Here is a 17895-nt window from a genome sequence, read left to right on the forward strand (position 1 = left end):
TAGCAAGGCTATGTTCCCACCTAAAAAAATGCCGGAGTCAGGCTCCGGCAGGGTATATCAACGGGATGCGAAGGTGTTGCAGGTGTTCGGATCGCCGCTGTCGAAGCCCTGTTTAAACCAGGTGTAACGCTGTTGCGAGGTGCCGTGGGTGAAGCTGTCCGGCACTACGCGCCCCTGGCCCTGCTGCTGTAAACGGTCGTCGCCGATCGCCTGCGCGGCGTTCAATGCCGCCTGCAAATCGCCCTCTTCCAGCATCTGCTGCTTCTCGGCATATTTGCCCCAAACGCCGGCAAAGCAGTCCGCTTGCAGTTCCATTTTTACCGACAGGCGGTTCACTTCAACCTGACTGGCACCCTGTTGCATCTGACGCACTTTAGGCTCAATGCCCAGCAGGTTCTGCACGTGGTGGCCGACTTCGTGCGCCACCACATAGGCCTGCGCAAAGTCACCGCCGGCGCCCAGTTTGGTTTTCATATCCTGGTAGAACGACAGATCGATATACACCGTTTTATCGCCCGGGCAATAGAATGGCCCCATCGCCGACTGGCCGGTGCCGCAGTTGGTGCGCGTCACGCCGCGATACATCACCAGTTTTGGCGGTTGATAGGTTTTGCCCATACGCTGGAAAACTTCTTTCCAGTTATCTTCGGTAGAAGCCAGCACTACCGAGGTAAACTTGGCCAACTCATCGTCTTTTGGACTGATGCTGGCGCTCTGTTGCTGAGTTTGCGGGCTAACTTCACCGCCGTTCAACAGCGGTGAGAGATCGATGCCGTAATAGCCGGCCACCAGCACCACCACCAGAATGACGATGCCGCCTTTGCCGCCGATTGGCGCGCGAAAACCGCCACCGCCACCCAGACCTGAAGACTGCCCGCGACGATCCTCAACATTGTCACTTTCCCGACGCCCTTGCCAACGCATAAGTAAACTCCAGATTAGGTTTTTAATAATCGTAGGAAACTAGCCCACTGATTGCCATTATAAATGGTTAACGATGCGGGAAATGTAGAATTTTTCTGGAAATGCAGGTGGAAGGGAAAATGAATAAATGACGGGGCGCTCCGGCAGGATAGCCCCGTATTGCGGCAGAGCGCTTAGTCCAGTTTCACGCCAATGCGGCGCGCAACTTCTTCGTAGGCTTCAATCAGGCCACCCAGGCTCTGACGGAAACGGTCTTTGTCCATCTTGTCCAGGGTGTTTTTGTCCCACAGGCGGCTGCCGTCCGGCGAGAACTCATCGCCCAGTACCACTTCGCCGTTGAACAGACCGAACTCCAGCTTGAAGTCGACCAGGATCAGGCCCGCGTCGTCAAACAGCTTGCTCAGCACGTCGTTCGCTTTGTAGCTCAGCTCACGCATGCGCGCCAGATGCTCTTTGTTCACCCAGCCGAAAGTTTCGCAGTAGGATTCGTTGACCATCGGATCGTGCATCGCATCGTTTTTCAGGAACAGGTCAAACAGCGGCGGGTTCAGCACAAGGCCTTCTTCAATGCCCAAACGCTTCACCAGCGAACCGGCGGCGCGGTTGCGGATTACGCATTCGACCGGCACCATATCCAGCTTTTTCACCAGCACTTCGTTGTCGGACAGCAGGCGTTCCATTTGCGTCGGAATGCCGGCTTCTTCCAGTTTGCTCATAATGAAATGGTTGAACTTGTTGTTCACCATGCCTTTGCGATCAAACTGCTCGATGCGCTGACCATCCAGTGCTGACGTATCGTTGCGGAACTCTAACACCAGCAGATCGGGGTTTTCGGTGGTGTAGACGGTTTTTGCCTTTCCGCGATACAACTCAGCTATTTTTTGCATCTTATTACTCCAATAAAAGAATACCCTTCATCTTTCAAACGACAGCGTTGTTGGCTGCGTGCCCTCACTCCAGTCAATTACTCAAGTAAGCTCCTGAAGATTCACGCACTTGCCGCCTGGCTGTCGCTTGAAATCTATTGGGTATAAAATTTATACAACGAATTCTTTAACAACACACATGGGCATATTGTGCCAAACCTGGAACGCAAACGATACCGTGCAGATAAAACAAAAAGGGGCCGCAGCCCCTTTTTGAGTTATTTAACGCTGGTTTTACTGAACGCAGCCTGGAATGCCGCAACCAACCCGTCGTTTTGCGACTGGGTCAACGGCTTCCCTTTCGGATCGATAAATTGCAGGCTGGTACGGTTGTTCAAATCACCCACCTGCAGTTTGTAATCGCCTTCGGTCAGTTCAGGATCCTTGGCGCCCAACGCATCCCAGTCGCTACCGCTCAGGGATTTGTAGGTCACGGCGACGGTGCCCTGCGGACGGCTGCGGTCACCCACTTTCATCCCCAGTTTTTCCAACGCCGCAGGCAGGCGATCCCACACTACGGTATACGGGCCGCGCACGACCAACATCGGCAAGCCGGTGTCGTCCGCGCCGCTCTGCACGTCCAGCGCGCCGAAGCGGTTAGCGGTTTGGCTGCTCACCAGGTTGTCCTGCTTGTCCAGACCTTCAACGATAGTGTTCATCATCATGCCGTTGTAGCGCTGCACTTCAGAAGGATCGGTAATCTGCTCGGTTTTGCCCTGCTGCTGCAAGCCGACGGTTTTCACCACCAGCGCCTGCTGGTAACCCTGCTGCTGCACGCTGATCTGGTAACGGCCTTCGTACTGGTTGTCTTCATCCAGGCGGTTCCATTTCACCCAGTCGGTGGTCAGGGTCTGACCGGCGTCCTGACGTGAGGCAATCGCGATATTTTTCGTCTGCAACATGCTGACGACGCGTGACCACAGGTTCTGGTTTTGCGGGCTGTTTTCCAGCAGCAGCGTACCGCTGTCGCCGGCATATTGCGCGCGTGAACCGCTCAGCAACGCCAACGGCTGCACCGGCGGACGAATATCCAGTTGCTTGCCAACGCCGCCTTTCAGCGTGGTTGCCGGAACATCATAATTCCCGCTCTGCACCGGCAGGATCATACCGGCCGGCGCGTTCAACGGTTTGAGCTCCGACGCGTTGAGATAAGACTCATCGCCGCTGACCTGGCGTTTGTAACGTTGATCGGTGGTACAGGCGGCCAGCATCATAACCAGCGAAATACCCACGACTTTTGCTACCGTCGACTTTTGCAATGAATAAACCATCAAATTTCCCTTAGAGTTACAGCAAACCGGCGCTTTTCAACGCGCGCTCAACGATCGGACGAGCAGCGTCAGTCAACGGCGTCATAGGCAGACGCATCGTATCGGTTGCCATCAATCCCAATGCCTTACAGGCCCATTTCACCGGAATTGGGTTTGCTTCTACAAACAAATCCTGATGCAACGGCATCAAGCGCTGATTTAGGCGGCGTGCTTCAGCAAAGTTGCCCTGTGCTGCCAGCGTGCAAAGCTGCGCCATTTCACGCGCCGCCACGTTGGCCGTCACGGAAATCACCCCTTTGCCGCCCAGTTGCATGAAATCCAGACCGCTGGCGTCATCGCCGCTCAGCAAAATGAAATCTTCATCATCAACCAGCACTTGGATCTGACTTACACGGCTTAAGTTCCCTGTTGCCTCTTTAACGGCAACAATATTCTTAATTTTTGCTAAACGCGCAATCACCGGCGGCAGCATGTCACAACCGGTGCGTGAAGGCACGTTATAGAGGATCTGCGGCAGCTCGGTGCTTTCGGCAATCGCCTTGAAGTGCTGGTACAGCCCTTCCTGGGTCGGCTTATTGTAGTAAGGCGTTACCGTCAGGCAACCCACTACGCCGGTATTTTCGAAGCTTTTGGTCAGCGAAATGGCTTCGGCGGTGGCGTTGGAGCCCGTACCGGCGATCACCGGAATACGGCCTGCGGCCAGTTCCAGCGTCTGCAATACCACCTCAACGTGCTCGTCATGGGCAAGCGTTGCGGACTCGCCGGTCGTCCCTACGGAAACAATGGCCGCGGTCCCACTGGCTACATGATAATCAATCAGTTTTTTTAGGCTCGCACGATCGACAGCACCTTTGTCGTCCATCGGCGTAACCAGTGCAACAATACTTCCCGTAAACATTGGCCGTCCCCTCCACAAACAAGTCACTCATGGTACTTTTGCTACCTATCCAAAAGCAAGCAAACAACAGCGTTGTAAGCGCTTGGCAGGCGGTTTTTTTTATGTTTACCATGGTAACCCCATTGAGCACGACAGGAAGATCCATTTTGCCTAAGCCAGATGAACACTATCTCGTGATTACCGCGCTCGGCGCCGACCGCCCCGGAATCGTTAACGCCATCACTCGCCACGTCAGCAGCTGCGGGTGCAATATCGAAGATAGCCGTCTGGCCATGCTGGGTGAGGAGTTCACTTTCATCATGCTGCTTTCCGGCAGTTGGAACGCGATTACCCTGATTGAATCCACTCTGCCGCAAAAAGGCGCGGAGATGGAGCTGCTGATTGTGATGAAACGCACCACTTCGCATGAAAGGCCGCCGATGCCGGCCACGGTGTGGGTGCAGGTTGAGGTGAAAGACTCGCCGCACATCATTGAGCGCTTCACCGATCTGTTCGACTCCAGCCAGATGAACATTGCCGAGCTGGTGTCCAGAACCCAACCGGCGGAAGGTCACCTGCCGCCGCAGCTTTACATTCAGATCACCGCGCACAGCCCCGGCAACGCGGATGCATCAAATATTGAGCAAGCCTTCCATCACCTATGTACAGAATTGAACGCACAAGGCAGTATTAGCGTTGTTAACTATCCACAGCATGATGAGAAAGATGGAGAGTAGTGATGAGCCCATTGAAAGCCGGTGACACAGCGCCGAAATTTAGTTTGCCTGACCAGGACGGTGAGGAAATTAATTTGGCCGACTTCCAGGGACAGCGAGTGCTTGTTTATTTTTATCCGAAGGCGATGACGCCGGGTTGTACCGTTCAGGCCTGCGGTCTGCGGGATAACATGGATGACTTGAAAAAAGCGGGTGTCGAAGTGCTGGGCATCAGCACGGATAAACCAGAGAAGCTGTCGCGTTTTGCCGAGAAAGAGTTGTTAAATTTCACGCTGTTATCTGATGAGGATCATCAGGTGGCACAGCAGTTCGGCGTTTGGGGTGAAAAAACCTTTATGGGGAAAACCTATGACGGCATTCACCGTATCAGCTTCCTGATTGATACCAAGGGTAAAGTCGAGAAAGTGTTTGATGATTTCAAAACCACCAATCATCACGACATCGTTCTGAGTTACCTGCAGCAATAATTCTCACGAAGCGCAGCGGCCCAGGCCTGCTGCGCTTCGTCATTCGCGCTTATTCCTGTTCCGTGTCCACCCGCAGCTCGTCCGGCCAGGCGTGTATCACCGCCTTCACCAGCGTAGCCAGCGGGATAGCAAAGAACACGCCCCAAAAGCCCCACAGCCCGCCAAAAATGATCACCGACAGGATAATCACCAGCGGATGCAGATTGACCGCCTCGGAGAACAAAATGGGCACCAACAGGTTGCCGTCCAGCGCCTGCACCACCAGATAGGCGACGATCAGCGTCCAGAAATCGGCGCCGACGCCCCATTGGAACATCGCCACCACCACCACAGGAATGGTCACCAACACCGCGCCGATATAAGGGATCAGCACCGAGAAGCCAACCAGCACCGCCAGCAGCAGCGAATAGCGCATATCCAAAATAACGAACACCAGGTAGGTCGCCACGCCGACGATCACCATCTCGAGCACTTTGCCGCGGATATAGTTGGTGATCTGCTGGTTCATCTCGATCCACACCTGCCCTGCCAGCCCGCGATTGCGTGGCAGCACGCGGCGCACCGCGTTGAGCATTTGCTCTTTGTCCTTCAGCAGGAAGAACATCATCATCGGCACCAGAATCAGGTAAATCGCCAACGTCAGCAGCCCGACCAGTGAAGCCAGCGAGAATTTCACCACCGACTCCCCCATGCCCGACAGCCGCCCGCGCAGGTTCTCCGCCATCATATCGATGATGCCGGCATCAACCAGCGCCGGATAACGCTTCGGCAGCGTCGCCGCAAAGTTATAGAACTGATTGAGCATCCCCGGCAGATCGGTCATCAGGTTGATACCCTGCTGCCAGGCGGTCGGCGCCACCACAAACACCAGCAACATCGCGATGCCGGCGAACATGATCATCACCAGGCTCGCCGCCCAGTTGCGCGAACAGCCGATACGCTGCAGCCGCGCGGTCGGCCACTCCAGCAGATACGCCAGCACGATGGCCACCAGCAGCGGCGTCAAGATACCATGCAGAAAATAGAGAATGAGGAACCCGGCGACCAGAATCACCAGCAGGGCGATAGCCTGCGGATCGGTGAAGCGACGACGGTACCACTGTAATAACATCTCCAGCATCAGAGAGTGCTCCTAGAGGTTTGACTGGCAGGCATTGCGGTTCCTGGGGTTGGTCTTTTTATGAAATGAATGGGGTACAGGTTTGGGCACGCCAACACGCAAAGTACCTGAACGAGCCCGCTGCGCTTCAACACCAAACGGAGTGGATTTTCCGCTCCGGAGAACATCCAACTCACAACACGCTCCATAAGAATACCAGAGCCCAGGGCAAGCGTATCCTTAAACCGAGACGAATCGCAATCCGCACATCCCGGCAACGTGCAGGGCATTCCGTTGGCAGACCATATTCTTTATTCTCATTTGGCCTCCGCGCCTCGGCCATTAAACGAAAACGGGGGCGTGCAAACGGCAAGTTATTCAATAACTCTTATTTATCTTAGCATCACAATCTTAATTATTTTTTAGACATATTGATTATTGAATAAATAAATCAGATAATTTAAGCACCGGCTCAGAGAGTCTGAACATCATTGCCCTATGTCATACAGTAAGCATTCACTTGCAAACGAGAAATCTCATACATTGTTACATATTATCGGCCATGATAATTATTCATCACTAAAACAATCACAGCCAAAAGTAAGCTACCAGGGAGTAGTAAACCCATGATTATTCGCCCAAACCAGCACTGGTTTCTCCGCCTGTTTGACTGGCACGGTTCGGTGTTGTCAAAAATCACCTTCCGCCTGTTTTTAAATATCCTCATGTCTATTGTCGCCATCATCATTTACCAATGGTATGAACAACTTGGCATACATCTCACCATTGCCCCCTTCAGCCTGTTGGGGATTGCCATCGCTATTTTTCTGGGTTTTCGCAACAGCGCCAGCTACAGCCGCTTTGTTGAAGCGCGAATGTTATGGGGAACCCTGCTGATAGCGGAGCGCACATTATTAAGACAATTAAAAAACCTGCTTCCAGAAGATAAAAAACATCATGAAGAAATAGCAAAATATCTTATTGCGTTTAGCTGGAGTTTGAAGCACCAATTAAGAAACACCGATCCCACCGCTGACTTATATCGCATTTTACCGAGAGAGGCTTTCTCGGAGATCATCGCCAGCCCAATGCCCACTAACAGAGTCTTGTTATTATTGGGCGATGAGATTGGCAAATTGCGTCTGGCGGGTAAATTAAGCGACGTCACCTATAAAATGCTCGATAATAAACTGGATGAACTCGCACATGTTCTCGGCGGTTGCGAAAGAATAGCCAACACGCCGGTGCCTTTCGCCTACACGCTGATCCTGCAACGCACCGTATATTTATTCTGTTCCTTGCTGCCGTTTGCGCTGGTTTCTGATTTGCATTACATGACGCCGTTCGTTTCCGTGTTTATTTCCTATACCTTTTTATCCTGGGACTCACTGGCCGAAGAGCTGGAAGACCCCTTTGGTACCAGCGCCAATGATCTGCCATTGAATGCCATCTGCAATACCATCGAACGTAATCTGATGGAAATGAACAATCAAAAACCTCTGCCTGCCCTGCTCAAACCCGACCGTTATTTCAATCTGATCTGACGCCGCTCTTCGGCACGGTGTACACCGTGCCGAAGCCTGATGGGAATCAAATGTTCAGATAACTACCAACGTTCAACTGCCGCGCAATCTTTATCCCTTGCGGCAACCCATAGTTCGCCCTGCGGCGTTGATTCCTTTTTCCAGAATGGCGCTTTGGTTTTCAAATAATCCATAATAAATTCTGCGGCAAGAAAGGCGTCGGCTCTATGAGTGCTACTGACGCCGACCAAAACGATGCCATCGCCTGCCCGCAACTCGCCAATGCGATGAAACACGACCACCCGCCCCAGTGGCCAACGGCGGCGGGCTTCATCAACAATCTGCGCCAACAACTTTTCGGTCATGCCGGGATAATGTTCCAACGTCAGGGAATTGACATCGCAGCCCAGATTATTATTTCGTACTTTGCCGACGAAAGTGACCACGGCGCCCTCGGTCTCTGAGGCTGATAACCATTGATGTTCCCGTGCGATATCAAAACTCTCGGTGTCGACGATAATTTTGTTTTGCATCTCAACCCCCGGTTACCGGCGGATAAAAGGCCACTTCATCACCGGCATTCAAGGGGTGATCGAAAGGCACCAGCGTTTGGTTTACCGCAGCCAAAAGTTTATCGCCCTCCAGTGCCAGTGCCCAACGGTCGCCTTTTAGCGACAGCGCCTGACGTAACGTCGCCACCGTGGCGTAGTCGGCAGGGAGTTGCAGATGGTTGCAACCGATCAGCTCACGTACCTGAGCAAAGAATAAAACGTCAATCATGATCCCCCGTGTGGTCATGGTCTTTCTCCAGTAAAATTTACCCCCCGATAAACGACAGGTTTTGCGTGATGCCGGTATTCCCCTGATGCAGGAAATGCGTTTGCTTTTTCTGCAATAAACTGTGCGCAATACGCTCTTGCAATGCTTGCTGGCTGCTGTCGGCCTGCAACAGGTCACGCAAGGCGACACCGCCGTCACCAAACAGGCACAGGTGCAACTTCCCCGTTGCGGAAACCCGCAGCCGGTTACAACTGGTGCAGAAGTTTTTTTCGTACGGCATTATCAGGCCGATTTCCCCCTGGTAATCCGGGTGGAAAAACACCTGAGCCGGGCCTGCGCTGCGCTCTCGTTCCCGCCGCTGCCACCCCATGGCGACCAGGCGTTCGCGGATCACCTCTCCCGAAATATGATGTTGGCGAAACAGGTCTCGTCCTTCCCCCGTTTCCATCAGTTCGATAAAACGCAGCTGAATCGGGCGGTGCTTAATCCAGTCAAGGAACGTCTGCAGGCTATGATGATTGATCCCGCGCATCAAAACGGCATTGACCTTGACCTTGTCAAACCCCGCCGTAAAGGCGGCGTCAATACCGTCCATGACCTGCCTGAACTTGTCCTGGCCGGTTATGGCGTGAAACTGGTTGGCGTCCAGGCTATCCACGCTGACGTTAATGGACGTCAACCCAGCGGCCCGCCAACGCGCCACATCACGCGCCATGCGGTAACCATTGGTGGTCATGGCGATATTGCTGATTTCCGGGTTTTGTCTGACGGTTTCAATGATCTCGACAAAATCTCTGCGCAGTGAGGGTTCACCACCGGTCAGACGGATCTTTTCCGTACCGCAGGCGGCAAAAGCCCGCGTAACCCGCCGGATTTCATCCAACGTCAGAAAGCTTTTGTTGTTGCCCCCAGTGGGACGATACCCATCAGGCAAACAGTAGCTGCAACGGAAGTTACACACATCCGTAATGGAGAGCCGTAAATAATAGAACTTACGTTCCCAGGGATCGGTAAATGTCGACATCTGCAATACCTCCCAAATGAGCAGTAACAAGAAATCATCAGGCACTTATGACTTAAGTGTCAGAGCGGAAAATAATGGCGTTGCTGTTGATTGCCCCGAGGCTGACTGAAAAGCAAAGCCAGGCTATCTGTTAACCCCATAGCCTGGCTGCTTGTTTTTTCAGTGAGACTTCATGCCGGCTGCGACCATCAGCAGTTTAAATACCGATGCCACTACGCCGAGGGCCAGCACGCTGGCGGCCCAAATGGCCATCATCCACATCAAGCGCCGCCAAAAGGCCGGGTGGTTGTCTGTCACAGGTTTCATGATATTCGTCTCCTGGCAACGTTATCGATCAATGGTAACCTTCGTCCGGTTTGATTTTTCCGCGGAACACGTAATAGCTCCAGCAGGTGTAAGCCAGGATGACCGGGATAATCAGCAACCCGCCGACCAGCATAAAGCCCTGGCTTTGAGGCGGGGATGCCGCCTGCCAGATGGAGATCGACGGCGGGATGATATTCGGCCAAATGCTGATCCCCAGACCGCTGAAACCCAGAAACATCAAGCCCAGGGTCATCAGGAATGGACCATAGCTGGCCCGGCGGTTATACGCCGCCCGCACGATGCCCCAGGCAAAGGCCAGAACCAACAGCGGCACCGGCAGGAACAAGAAGATATTCGGCGCGGTGAACCAGCGCGCGGCAATATCCTGGTGCGCTAACGGCGTCCAGATGCTGATGATGGCAATGGTGGCCAGCAGCACCAGCGTCAAGGGGATCGCCAGCTCGGACATCTTGCGGTGCAAGGCCCCTTCCGTTTTCATAATCAGCCAGGTGCAGCCCAATAACGCATAGGCGACCACCAGGCCGAGGCCACAGAACAGCGGGAACGGTGCCAACCAGCTCAGCGCCGAACCGCTGTAGACGCGGCCGGTGACGTCGAAGCCATTCAATATTGCCCCGACGGCAACCCCCTGGCTGAAGGTCGCCAGGATCGAGCCGACAATAAACGCCTTGTCCCAAAACGGACGATGCTCCGGCGTGGCCTTGAAGCGGAATTCAAACGCCACGCCGCGAAAGATCAGGCCAATCAGCATCGCAGTCAGCGGAATGGACAACGCATCGGTGATAACGGCATAAGCCAGCGGGAAAGCGCCATACAGCGCCGCGCCGCCCAACACCAACCAGGTTTCGTTGCCGTCCCAGACCGGCGCCACGGTGTTGACCATCATGTCGCGCTCGGTGGCATCCTTATTGAACGGAAACAGGATACCAATCCCGAGATCGAAACCATCCATCACGATGTACATCAAGGTGGCGAATACGATGATGGTGAACCAAATAATTGAAAGATCGATGCCCATGTTAGTTTCTCCCTTCCGGCTTGTTCAAAGGATCCTGAACCGCAGACAGCGGACGCGCCGGCGTGCCGTCGACAACGGCGCCATGCGTATCGTCGCTCCCCGGGCCTTTCTTGATCAGACGCATCAGGTACATATAGCCAACGCCGAACACCGAGCAATACACCGCGATAAAAGCCAGCAGGCTGAAGGTCATATGCATATCACCGTGTGCGGAAACGGCGTCGCGGGTCCGTTGCACCCCATAGACCACCCAGGGTTGACGGCCAATTTCAGTGGTGAACCATCCGGCCAACAACGCAATCAGGCCTGAAGGCCCCATTAACAACGCGAACCACAAAAAAGGACGCGACTGATACAAACGGCCTCTCCAACGCAGCCATGCGCTGACGACGCCAAGCAGAATCATCAGCATGCCCAAACCGGCCATCACGCGGAACGACCAAAAGATGATGGTGGAATTCGGGCGATCTTCCTTAGGGAAGCTTTTCAACGCCGGTACTTGCTTGTCGAGACTGTGCGTCAGGATCAGGCTGCCCAGATAAGGAATTTCCAGCTTATAACGGGTTTTTTCCTGTTCCATATCCGGCACGCCGAACAGCACCAGCGGCGTGGCTTCACCCGGCTTGTTCTCCCAATGGCCTTCAATGGCGGCAATTTTCGCCGGTTGATACTCCAGGGTATTCAAGCCGTGAGCATCGCCGATAACCGCTTGAATCGGGGCGACAAACAACGCCATCCAGAGCGCCATGGAAAACATTTTGCGCACCGCCGGTGAATCGTTGCCCCTCAGCAGGTGCCAAGCAGCCGATGCCCCGACAAAGAAGGCGCTGGCCAGGAAAGCGGCGGTAGACATGTGCAATAAACGGTAGGGGAATGACGGGTTAAAGATAATTTTCAGCCAGTCGACCGGGACAACAATACCGTTTTCGATCGCATAGCCTTGCGGCGTATGCATCCAGCTGTTCGAAGCCAGGATCCAAAAGGTCGAGATGAGCGTCCCCAGCGCGACCATGCAGGTCGCAAAGAAATGCAGCCCGCGCCCTACCCGGTTCCAGCCAAACAGCATAACCCCGAGGAAACCGGCTTCCAGGAAGAAAGCGGTAAGCACTTCATAGGTCAATAACGGCCCGGTAATGCTGCCGGCGAACTGCGAAAAACCGCTCCAGTTGGTGCCAAACTGGTAAGCCATTACCAGACCTGACACCACCCCCATACCAAAATTGACCGCAAATATCTTCGACCAAAAATGATAAAGCTCGCGGTAGGTGTCATTACGTGTTTTCAGCCACAAACCTTCCAGCACCGCCAGAAAACTCGCGAGCCCGATGGTAATAGCCGGAAAAATAATATGAAAGGAGACAGTAAAGGCAAACTGTATCCTCGCTAAATGGAAGGCATCTAATCCCAACATTGTTCACCCCTGTGTATCACCATTTTGATAAGTTTATAAACCACGAGTTATATTGCTATTCCAGGTCACTGCCCGTTATCCATTAAAAAGCGGGGCCACACTCTTTACATGAGCCACGCAAAAAATGAGGAAAACCTCATACCGCTCTTTTGTTTTACAATCCCGGTAATTTTTTAGTTTTCTTTTCCTGTCCGTATTTTTAGCTAAACAGGCCTGCGGGTGCCCCAAGGGTGAGTTTATGGGCACGAACATGGGAGGAATCAGGATAATTAATTAGCCTCGACACGCCTTAGTCGACGCAGATGATTTTATTTTAAATTTTAACGGTATATCTTCTGAACTTACCACTCCCCTTTTCCTACTAATGATCTGTTGGTTTTTCTCAGTTCCCCTCGCTGTGTGAAGTAATTTTACCTGCCAATAACATTTCGTCAAATTGGTTAATTTTATTGCGCAATAGATACAATCTATCACGCACCTTGTTAAGTTTTGATATGCTATTTGGAAAGGTTGTTTCAACATTGACAATGCAAAGTAAAAAAGGTAGCTCTATATTTAATGCGTTTTACATCAGTTATTGTTGCTTTTTAAATATCATATTTAACCTTTACTGGATGGTAGACGACTTATGAGCACGTATTATGATGATTCACAGGCAGTTTTTAGCCCTGTTACGCGCAGTGCCATCTTCATTGTCGCGACAATAACAAACACGCCGGAACACCACGCCACCGTACGTAACTGGTGTGCCGACGTGGCGGCGGTAGTGCGTTCGGTAGCGAAAAGATCGCCGGATGGGCGGCTGTCATGTGTCTGCGGATTCGGTTCCACCGCCTGGAATACGCTTTTCGGCCTTCCGCGCCCGGCGCAATTGCATCCTTTTCGTGAAATAGGATCCGGCGGCCGTGTCGCCGTCGCTACGCCCGGTGACATTCTCTTACATATTCGTGCCGAAGAAATGGATCTGTGCTTTGAGCTGGCGACCCAGTTGCTGAATAAACTCGGCGATGCCGTCACCGTCGTGGATGAAGTTCAGGGTTTCCGTTATTTCGATCAACGCGCCATGATCGGCTTTGTCGACGGTACCGAAAACCCCGAAGGCCGCGGAGCCATCGACTTCACCGTGGTGGGTGAGGAAGACCGCGCCTTTGCCGGCGGCAGCTACGCCTTGGTGCAGAAATATCTGCATGATATGAAAGGTTGGAATGCACTGACCGTTGAACAGCAAGAGGGCATTATCGGCCGCCATAAACAATCCAATATTGAGCTGGATGCCGACGTAAAACCTTCCTCATCCCACAGCTCACTCACCACGCTGGAAGACGAGAACGGTAACGAAGTAAAGATCCTGCGCGATAACATGCCGTTTGGCAGACCCGGTATGGGCGAGTTCGGCACCTACTTCATCGGCTATGCCCGCTCCCCGGTGCCGATAGAACAAATGCTTGAAAATATGATTATTGGCCTTCCACCGGGTAATTATGACCGTTTGCTCGACTTCAGCCATGCCGTCACCGGCGGTTTATTCTTTATTCCATCGCTGACGTTATTAGAAGCCTTGTCGACGCGCAGTGTGCCGCCCAATAGTCATTAACGTCACGACTGGCGAAAACATCATTCAAAGGTAATTAAAGAGTAACGCATCCAGCATTTTACTGAAAAATGCTGAATGCACCTTATTTCGTCATCTGGCATTGTGGTAACGATGCCTTAACTCACCACCACCAATAAGGAGCCGGCATTAAATTCGTCAACACCATTATTTAATCTGAGAAGATTAAATAAATAACAGACATATCTAAAAACGCCTGTTTTATTGAAGTTAAATCGCTTTAACTTGATAGGAGTTAATTCACCATGCCTATTTTATGTGATATTTGTCATGCTCGCCCGGCTTCTGGCCGTGTGACAGTGATGCAAAATAATTCGTTTAATCGTGAATATCCAGCTGGAGCATTTAACGCGCACGGCAGCGGCTCAGAATATCACCCTCAATATTGCAGATTCTTTGGTGGAACACCTGGTGGACGTGGGCTATCAGCCTGATTTTGGTGCCCGTAAATTGAAACGCCGGATCCGCGAGGAAGTGGAAACCCGATTGGCGAAGGAAATTCTTGGCGACAACCTGAAGTCAGGCGACAGCGTCGAGATTGGCTATGATCAAACAACTGACAAGGTCGTGTTTCACAAACTGATCCCCATGAGTAAGGAGAATGCAGACCCGCGAGCAACACCAGAACCGCCTGTTACTCAGGCTGGGCCGCAATAATAGTTGTCGGTTATCCCGCCTCCCGAGGGGAACGCCGAATAGACCTGTCTCAATAAGATATCGCCCACTCAGGGGCGGTAGGAGTTCATATGATGAAGAAGAAACGCGCCGTTCCCGGAATACGGCCCTATGATGGGCCGGCAGGTGGCTGGGGCGCATTGAAAGCGACGGCTATCGCCGTGAAAACACAAATGGAAACCTTCGAAGCGCCGGTCACGCTGATGCGGACCAACCAACCGGACGGCTTCGACTGCCCCGGATGCGCCTGGCCTGACAAAGAACACCACTCGACCTTCCAGTTCTGCGAAAACGGCGCCAAGGCGGTCACCTGGGAAGCCACCAGCAAGCGGGTAACACCGGAGTTTCTGGCGGCCAACACCGTGACCTCCCTGCTGGAAAAAACGGATTTTGAGCTGGAAGGCTATGGTCGTCTGACGCATCCGTTGGTTTACGACAGCGCCAGCGATACGCTGCGCCCGGTCGAATGGGAAGATGCCTTCAAGCGCATCGGCGAACTATTGCGCGGCATGCAGTCGCCGGACCAGGTTGAGTTCTACACCTCCGGCCGCGCCTCCAATGAAGCCGCCTACCTGTTCCAACTGTTTGCCCGTGAATTCGGTACCAATAACTTCCCGGATTGCTCCAACATGTGTCATGAACCGACCAGCGTTGGCCTGCCGCAATCCATCGGTATCGGCAAGGGCACGGTGTCATTGGATGACTTCGACAATACCGAACTGGTGATTTCCATTGGCCATAACCCGGGCACCAACCACCCGCGCATGATGGGTACCCTGCACGAACTGGCGCGGCGCCAGATACCGATTATCGTCTTCAACCCGCTGCGTGAACGCGCGCTCGAGCGCTTTGCCGATCCGCAAAACGTTATCGAGATGGCGACCTACAGCTCCACCAATATCGCTTCAACCTACTATCAGGTTAAAGCCGGCGGCGACGCCGCCGCATTGAAAGGGATCGCCAAGGCGCTGTTGGAATATGACGCCGCTCAGGGTGCGGGCAGCAACGTTATCGACCGTGACTTCATTGCCGAACACACCCAGGGTTTCGAGCAATTCGCCACGGATTTGGCCGCCACCCCGTGGAAAGACATTGAAGCGGAGAGCGGCCTGACTCAGGAAAATCTGGAGCAGGTTGCGCTGGCCTATGCGAAATCCAAAGCCACGATCATTACTTACGGCATGGGCATTACCCAGCACAACAAAGGAACGGCAAACGTACGTTTGATTGCCGATCTGCTGTTAATGCGCGGCAATATCGGCAAACCCGGCGCCGGGATTTGCCCGCTGCGCGGCCATTCCAACGTACAGGGTAACCGCACCGTCGGCATCACTGAAAAACCGTCGCCAGAGTTCCTGGCCAATCTGGAAAACGTATTCGGCTTTGTCGCTCCGAAAGAGCACGGGCATGATGCGGTAAAAGGCATGCAATCCATGGTGGAAGGCACCTCCAGGGCGCTGATTTGCCTTGGCGGTAACTTCGCCGTGGCCTTGCCGGACCCGAATCTGTGCTTCCCGGCGATGAAGTCGCTGGATTTAAGTGTCCATCTCGGCACCAAGCTGAACCGCTCACACCTGCTGGTAGCCAAGGAAACCTACATCCTGCCTTGCCTGGGGCGTACAGAACTGGATATGCAAGACAGCGGTCGCCAGTCGATCACGGTGGAGGATTCCATGTCGATGGTGCACGCCTCTTCCGGCAAACTGAAACCGGCATCCCCGTTCCTGCTTTCAGAGCCGGCGATCGTCGCCGGTATGGCCAAGGCAACCCTGCAGGACAGTAAGGTGCCCTGGATGGAACTGGTGGCCGATTACAGCATCATTCGCGATCTGATTGAAAAAACCATTCCCGGTTTCGATAAATACAATGAGCGTATCGCACAGCCCGGTGGGTTCCGTATGCCGCTGCCGCCAACCGAGCGCATATGGCCGACGCCAACCGGCAAAGCCATGTTCTCGGTGTTCAGCGGCGTAGAAGAAGATGCCGACGTCCAGGGCGACGACGTGCTGCGTCTAATCACCCTGCGCAGCCATGACCAGTACAACACCACTATTTACGCAATGGATGACCGTTACAGAGGCGTATTTGGCCGTCGCGATGTTCTGTTCATGCACGACATCGATCTCGAGAAGCGGGGCCTGGAACATGGTGATCTGGTGGATATCGAAACCGTTGTGGCCGGGCGCAAACTGCGGCTGGAAAATATCACGGTGATCTCCTACAACATCGCTCCAGGCTCCGTCGGGGCCTATTATCCTGAAGCGAACGTGCTGGTTCCGCTGGATTATATCGACAAGGAAAGCGGCACCCCGTCTTATAAATCGGTGCCGGTTCGCGTAACTCACGCCACGGCCAGCTAACGGCGTAATAGACCCGTCGTTAACGAGTCTGTATTGAAGGGGGGAAGTCGCATTCCCCCCTTTTTATTTGAACGCCTGCCCGGCGAGCAAACCGATGGCAATAAACAGCATGGCAACGCCGGAAATGCGGCTGACGACACGGGCAGCCTGCGGACGCGCCTGCAATAGGGACTGCGACCCCCATCCCACCAGCAGATAAACCAGCCCGCAACTCACCAGATGCAACAGGCCCAACGCGAGGATCTGCATCGGAATCGACCAGGCGGCATTGGCATCGGTGAACTGCGGCAACAGCGCCAAAAACAACAGAAAAACCTTGGGGTTCAGGCCGCTGATGCAAATCCCTTTACCGGCCCAACGCAGCCAGGAGCCGGACGGCTGCCCTTCACCCGCGTTGGGCGCGGAGGGATGAAGCAGCATGTTAAAACCGATCCACAACAGATAAGCCGCGCCAATCAGGGTCAGCGCCGTGAGGGCCAGCGGATTGCCCGCCACCAGCGCACCCACGCCGGCCGCCACGATCGCTATCGCCATCAGATGCCCCAACAGCAAGCCCGCCACCGCAGGCACCACCCCCCGTCCGCGTATGCCTGCCGATATGATGTACGCCCAGTCCAGCCCCGGCGTAATGACAAACAGCATGGATACCGCCCAGAAGGCGGCGAAAATAGCCGGCGTCATGTGCGCGATACCTTTTGCGGCCACCGAAGCGCGGTGCGTTGGCTTATCCGTTTTATCATTTCACTTTCCTCCGCAGGACACGGCCTTCCGGCTCCAAAAGCCAGGAATGTCTAAAATTGTTCAATTATTGAAAAGAATATCCCCAAGTTGTTAGAATGTGGTTTCAATTATTTGCGTATAAAT

General features: G+C 53.6%; 18 protein-coding genes. 6 read left to right on the forward strand and 12 right to left on the reverse strand.

What is annotated here, in order from left to right; genetic code table 11:
- Positions 1 to 57: 57 nt before the first annotated feature.
- The 4 genes from SERAS12_RS18495 to dapA all read right to left on the reverse strand — a co-directional run bounded on the left by SERAS12_RS18495 (position 58) and on the right by dapA (position 4019).
- Entirely contained in the window at positions 58 to 924 is an 867-nt protein-coding gene (locus tag SERAS12_RS18495; protein WP_013814056.1) for a neutral zinc metallopeptidase, read from the reverse strand.
- Between the two features lie 173 nt (positions 925 to 1097).
- The gene (purC, locus tag SERAS12_RS18500) at positions 1098 to 1811 is read right to left on the reverse strand and encodes a phosphoribosylaminoimidazolesuccinocarboxamide synthase (protein WP_004951825.1); all 714 of its coding nucleotides are present in this window, start codon (positions 1809 to 1811) and stop codon (positions 1098 to 1100) included.
- 257 nt (positions 1812 to 2068) lie between these two features.
- Positions 2069 to 3121, reverse strand: coding sequence for an outer membrane protein assembly factor BamC (bamC, locus tag SERAS12_RS18505; RefSeq protein WP_013814057.1), 1053 nt, complete (start codon positions 3119 to 3121; stop codon positions 2069 to 2071).
- Positions 3122 to 3137: 16 nt separating this feature from the next.
- On the reverse strand, positions 3138 to 4019 hold the full coding sequence (gene dapA / locus SERAS12_RS18510) for a 4-hydroxy-tetrahydrodipicolinate synthase (protein WP_013814058.1): 882 nt from the start codon (positions 4017 to 4019) through the stop codon (positions 3138 to 3140).
- A 110-nt stretch (positions 4020 to 4129) separates the two neighbouring features.
- Here dapA and SERAS12_RS18515 point away from each other — a divergent pair, with 110 nt between their 5' ends.
- Positions 4130 to 4735 carry a glycine cleavage system transcriptional repressor gene (locus SERAS12_RS18515; RefSeq protein WP_199634699.1) on the forward strand — a complete coding sequence of 202 codons (606 nt, stop codon included), beginning with the start codon at positions 4130 to 4132 and terminating at the stop codon, positions 4733 to 4735.
- 2 nt (positions 4736 to 4737) lie between these two features.
- Positions 4738 to 5202, forward strand: a complete 465-nt coding sequence (gene bcp, locus SERAS12_RS18520) for a thioredoxin-dependent thiol peroxidase (protein ID WP_006316879.1) — start codon at positions 4738 to 4740, stop codon at positions 5200 to 5202.
- Positions 5203 to 5251: 49 nt separating this feature from the next.
- Here the strand turns inward: bcp and SERAS12_RS18525 are convergent, their stop codons facing one another.
- The gene (locus SERAS12_RS18525; RefSeq protein ID WP_013814060.1) at positions 5252 to 6322 is read right to left on the reverse strand and encodes an AI-2E family transporter; all 1071 of its coding nucleotides are present in this window, start codon (positions 6320 to 6322) and stop codon (positions 5252 to 5254) included.
- 605 nt (positions 6323 to 6927) lie between these two features.
- Between SERAS12_RS18525 and SERAS12_RS18530 the strand changes: the two genes are divergently transcribed.
- On the forward strand, positions 6928 to 7845 hold the full coding sequence (locus SERAS12_RS18530; RefSeq protein ID WP_013814061.1) for a bestrophin family protein: 918 nt from the start codon (positions 6928 to 6930) through the stop codon (positions 7843 to 7845).
- A gap of 62 nt (positions 7846 to 7907) precedes the next feature.
- Here SERAS12_RS18530 and moaE read toward each other — a convergent pair whose 3' ends face one another.
- The 6 genes from moaE to SERAS12_RS18555 form a co-directional block, all read right to left on the reverse strand.
- The gene (gene moaE / locus SERAS12_RS18535; protein WP_013814062.1) at positions 7908 to 8357 is read right to left on the reverse strand and encodes a molybdopterin synthase catalytic subunit MoaE; all 450 of its coding nucleotides are present in this window, start codon (positions 8355 to 8357) and stop codon (positions 7908 to 7910) included.
- Position 8358: 1 nt separating this feature from the next.
- A complete protein-coding gene (gene moaD / locus SERAS12_RS18540) occupies positions 8359 to 8604 on the reverse strand; it encodes a molybdopterin synthase sulfur carrier subunit (RefSeq protein ID WP_004951848.1) in 246 nt (81 codons plus the stop codon).
- Positions 8605 to 8641: 37 nt separating this feature from the next.
- Positions 8642 to 9628 carry a GTP 3',8-cyclase MoaA gene (gene moaA, locus SERAS12_RS18545; RefSeq protein ID WP_013814064.1) on the reverse strand — a complete coding sequence of 329 codons (987 nt, stop codon included), beginning with the start codon at positions 9626 to 9628 and terminating at the stop codon, positions 8642 to 8644.
- Positions 9629 to 9787: 159 nt separating this feature from the next.
- Positions 9788 to 9934 (reverse strand): DUF2474 domain-containing protein, encoded by a 147-nt coding sequence (locus SERAS12_RS25780; RefSeq protein ID WP_013814065.1) that lies wholly within the window; start codon positions 9932 to 9934, stop codon positions 9788 to 9790.
- Positions 9935 to 9962: 28 nt separating this feature from the next.
- Positions 9963 to 10973 (reverse strand): cytochrome d ubiquinol oxidase subunit II, encoded by a 1011-nt coding sequence (gene cydB, locus SERAS12_RS18550; protein WP_013814066.1) that lies wholly within the window; start codon positions 10971 to 10973, stop codon positions 9963 to 9965.
- Position 10974: 1 nt separating this feature from the next.
- Positions 10975 to 12384 carry a cytochrome ubiquinol oxidase subunit I gene (locus SERAS12_RS18555; protein ID WP_013814067.1) on the reverse strand — a complete coding sequence of 470 codons (1410 nt, stop codon included), beginning with the start codon at positions 12382 to 12384 and terminating at the stop codon, positions 10975 to 10977.
- 628 nt (positions 12385 to 13012) lie between these two features.
- Between SERAS12_RS18555 and SERAS12_RS18560 the strand changes: the two genes are divergently transcribed.
- From SERAS12_RS18560 to SERAS12_RS18570, 3 genes are all read left to right on the forward strand, one after another.
- Positions 13013 to 13978: a Dyp-type peroxidase gene (locus tag SERAS12_RS18560; protein WP_013814068.1), complete on the forward strand. Its 966-nt coding sequence runs from the start codon at positions 13013 to 13015 to the stop codon at positions 13976 to 13978.
- A 342-nt stretch (positions 13979 to 14320) separates the two neighbouring features.
- On the forward strand, positions 14321 to 14653 hold the full coding sequence (locus SERAS12_RS18565) for a hypothetical protein (protein WP_041416297.1): 333 nt from the start codon (positions 14321 to 14323) through the stop codon (positions 14651 to 14653).
- An 89-nt stretch (positions 14654 to 14742) separates the two neighbouring features.
- A complete protein-coding gene (locus SERAS12_RS18570; RefSeq protein ID WP_013814069.1) occupies positions 14743 to 17031 on the forward strand; it encodes an FdhF/YdeP family oxidoreductase in 2289 nt (762 codons plus the stop codon).
- Between the two features lie 63 nt (positions 17032 to 17094).
- Here SERAS12_RS18570 and SERAS12_RS18575 read toward each other — a convergent pair whose 3' ends face one another.
- A complete protein-coding gene (locus SERAS12_RS18575) occupies positions 17095 to 17712 on the reverse strand; it encodes a LysE family translocator (protein WP_013814070.1) in 618 nt (205 codons plus the stop codon).
- Positions 17713 to 17895: the final 183 nt, after the last annotated feature.

Source organism: Serratia sp. AS12 (assembly GCF_000214195.1).
Lineage (GTDB): Bacteria > Pseudomonadota > Gammaproteobacteria > Enterobacterales > Enterobacteriaceae > Serratia > Serratia plymuthica.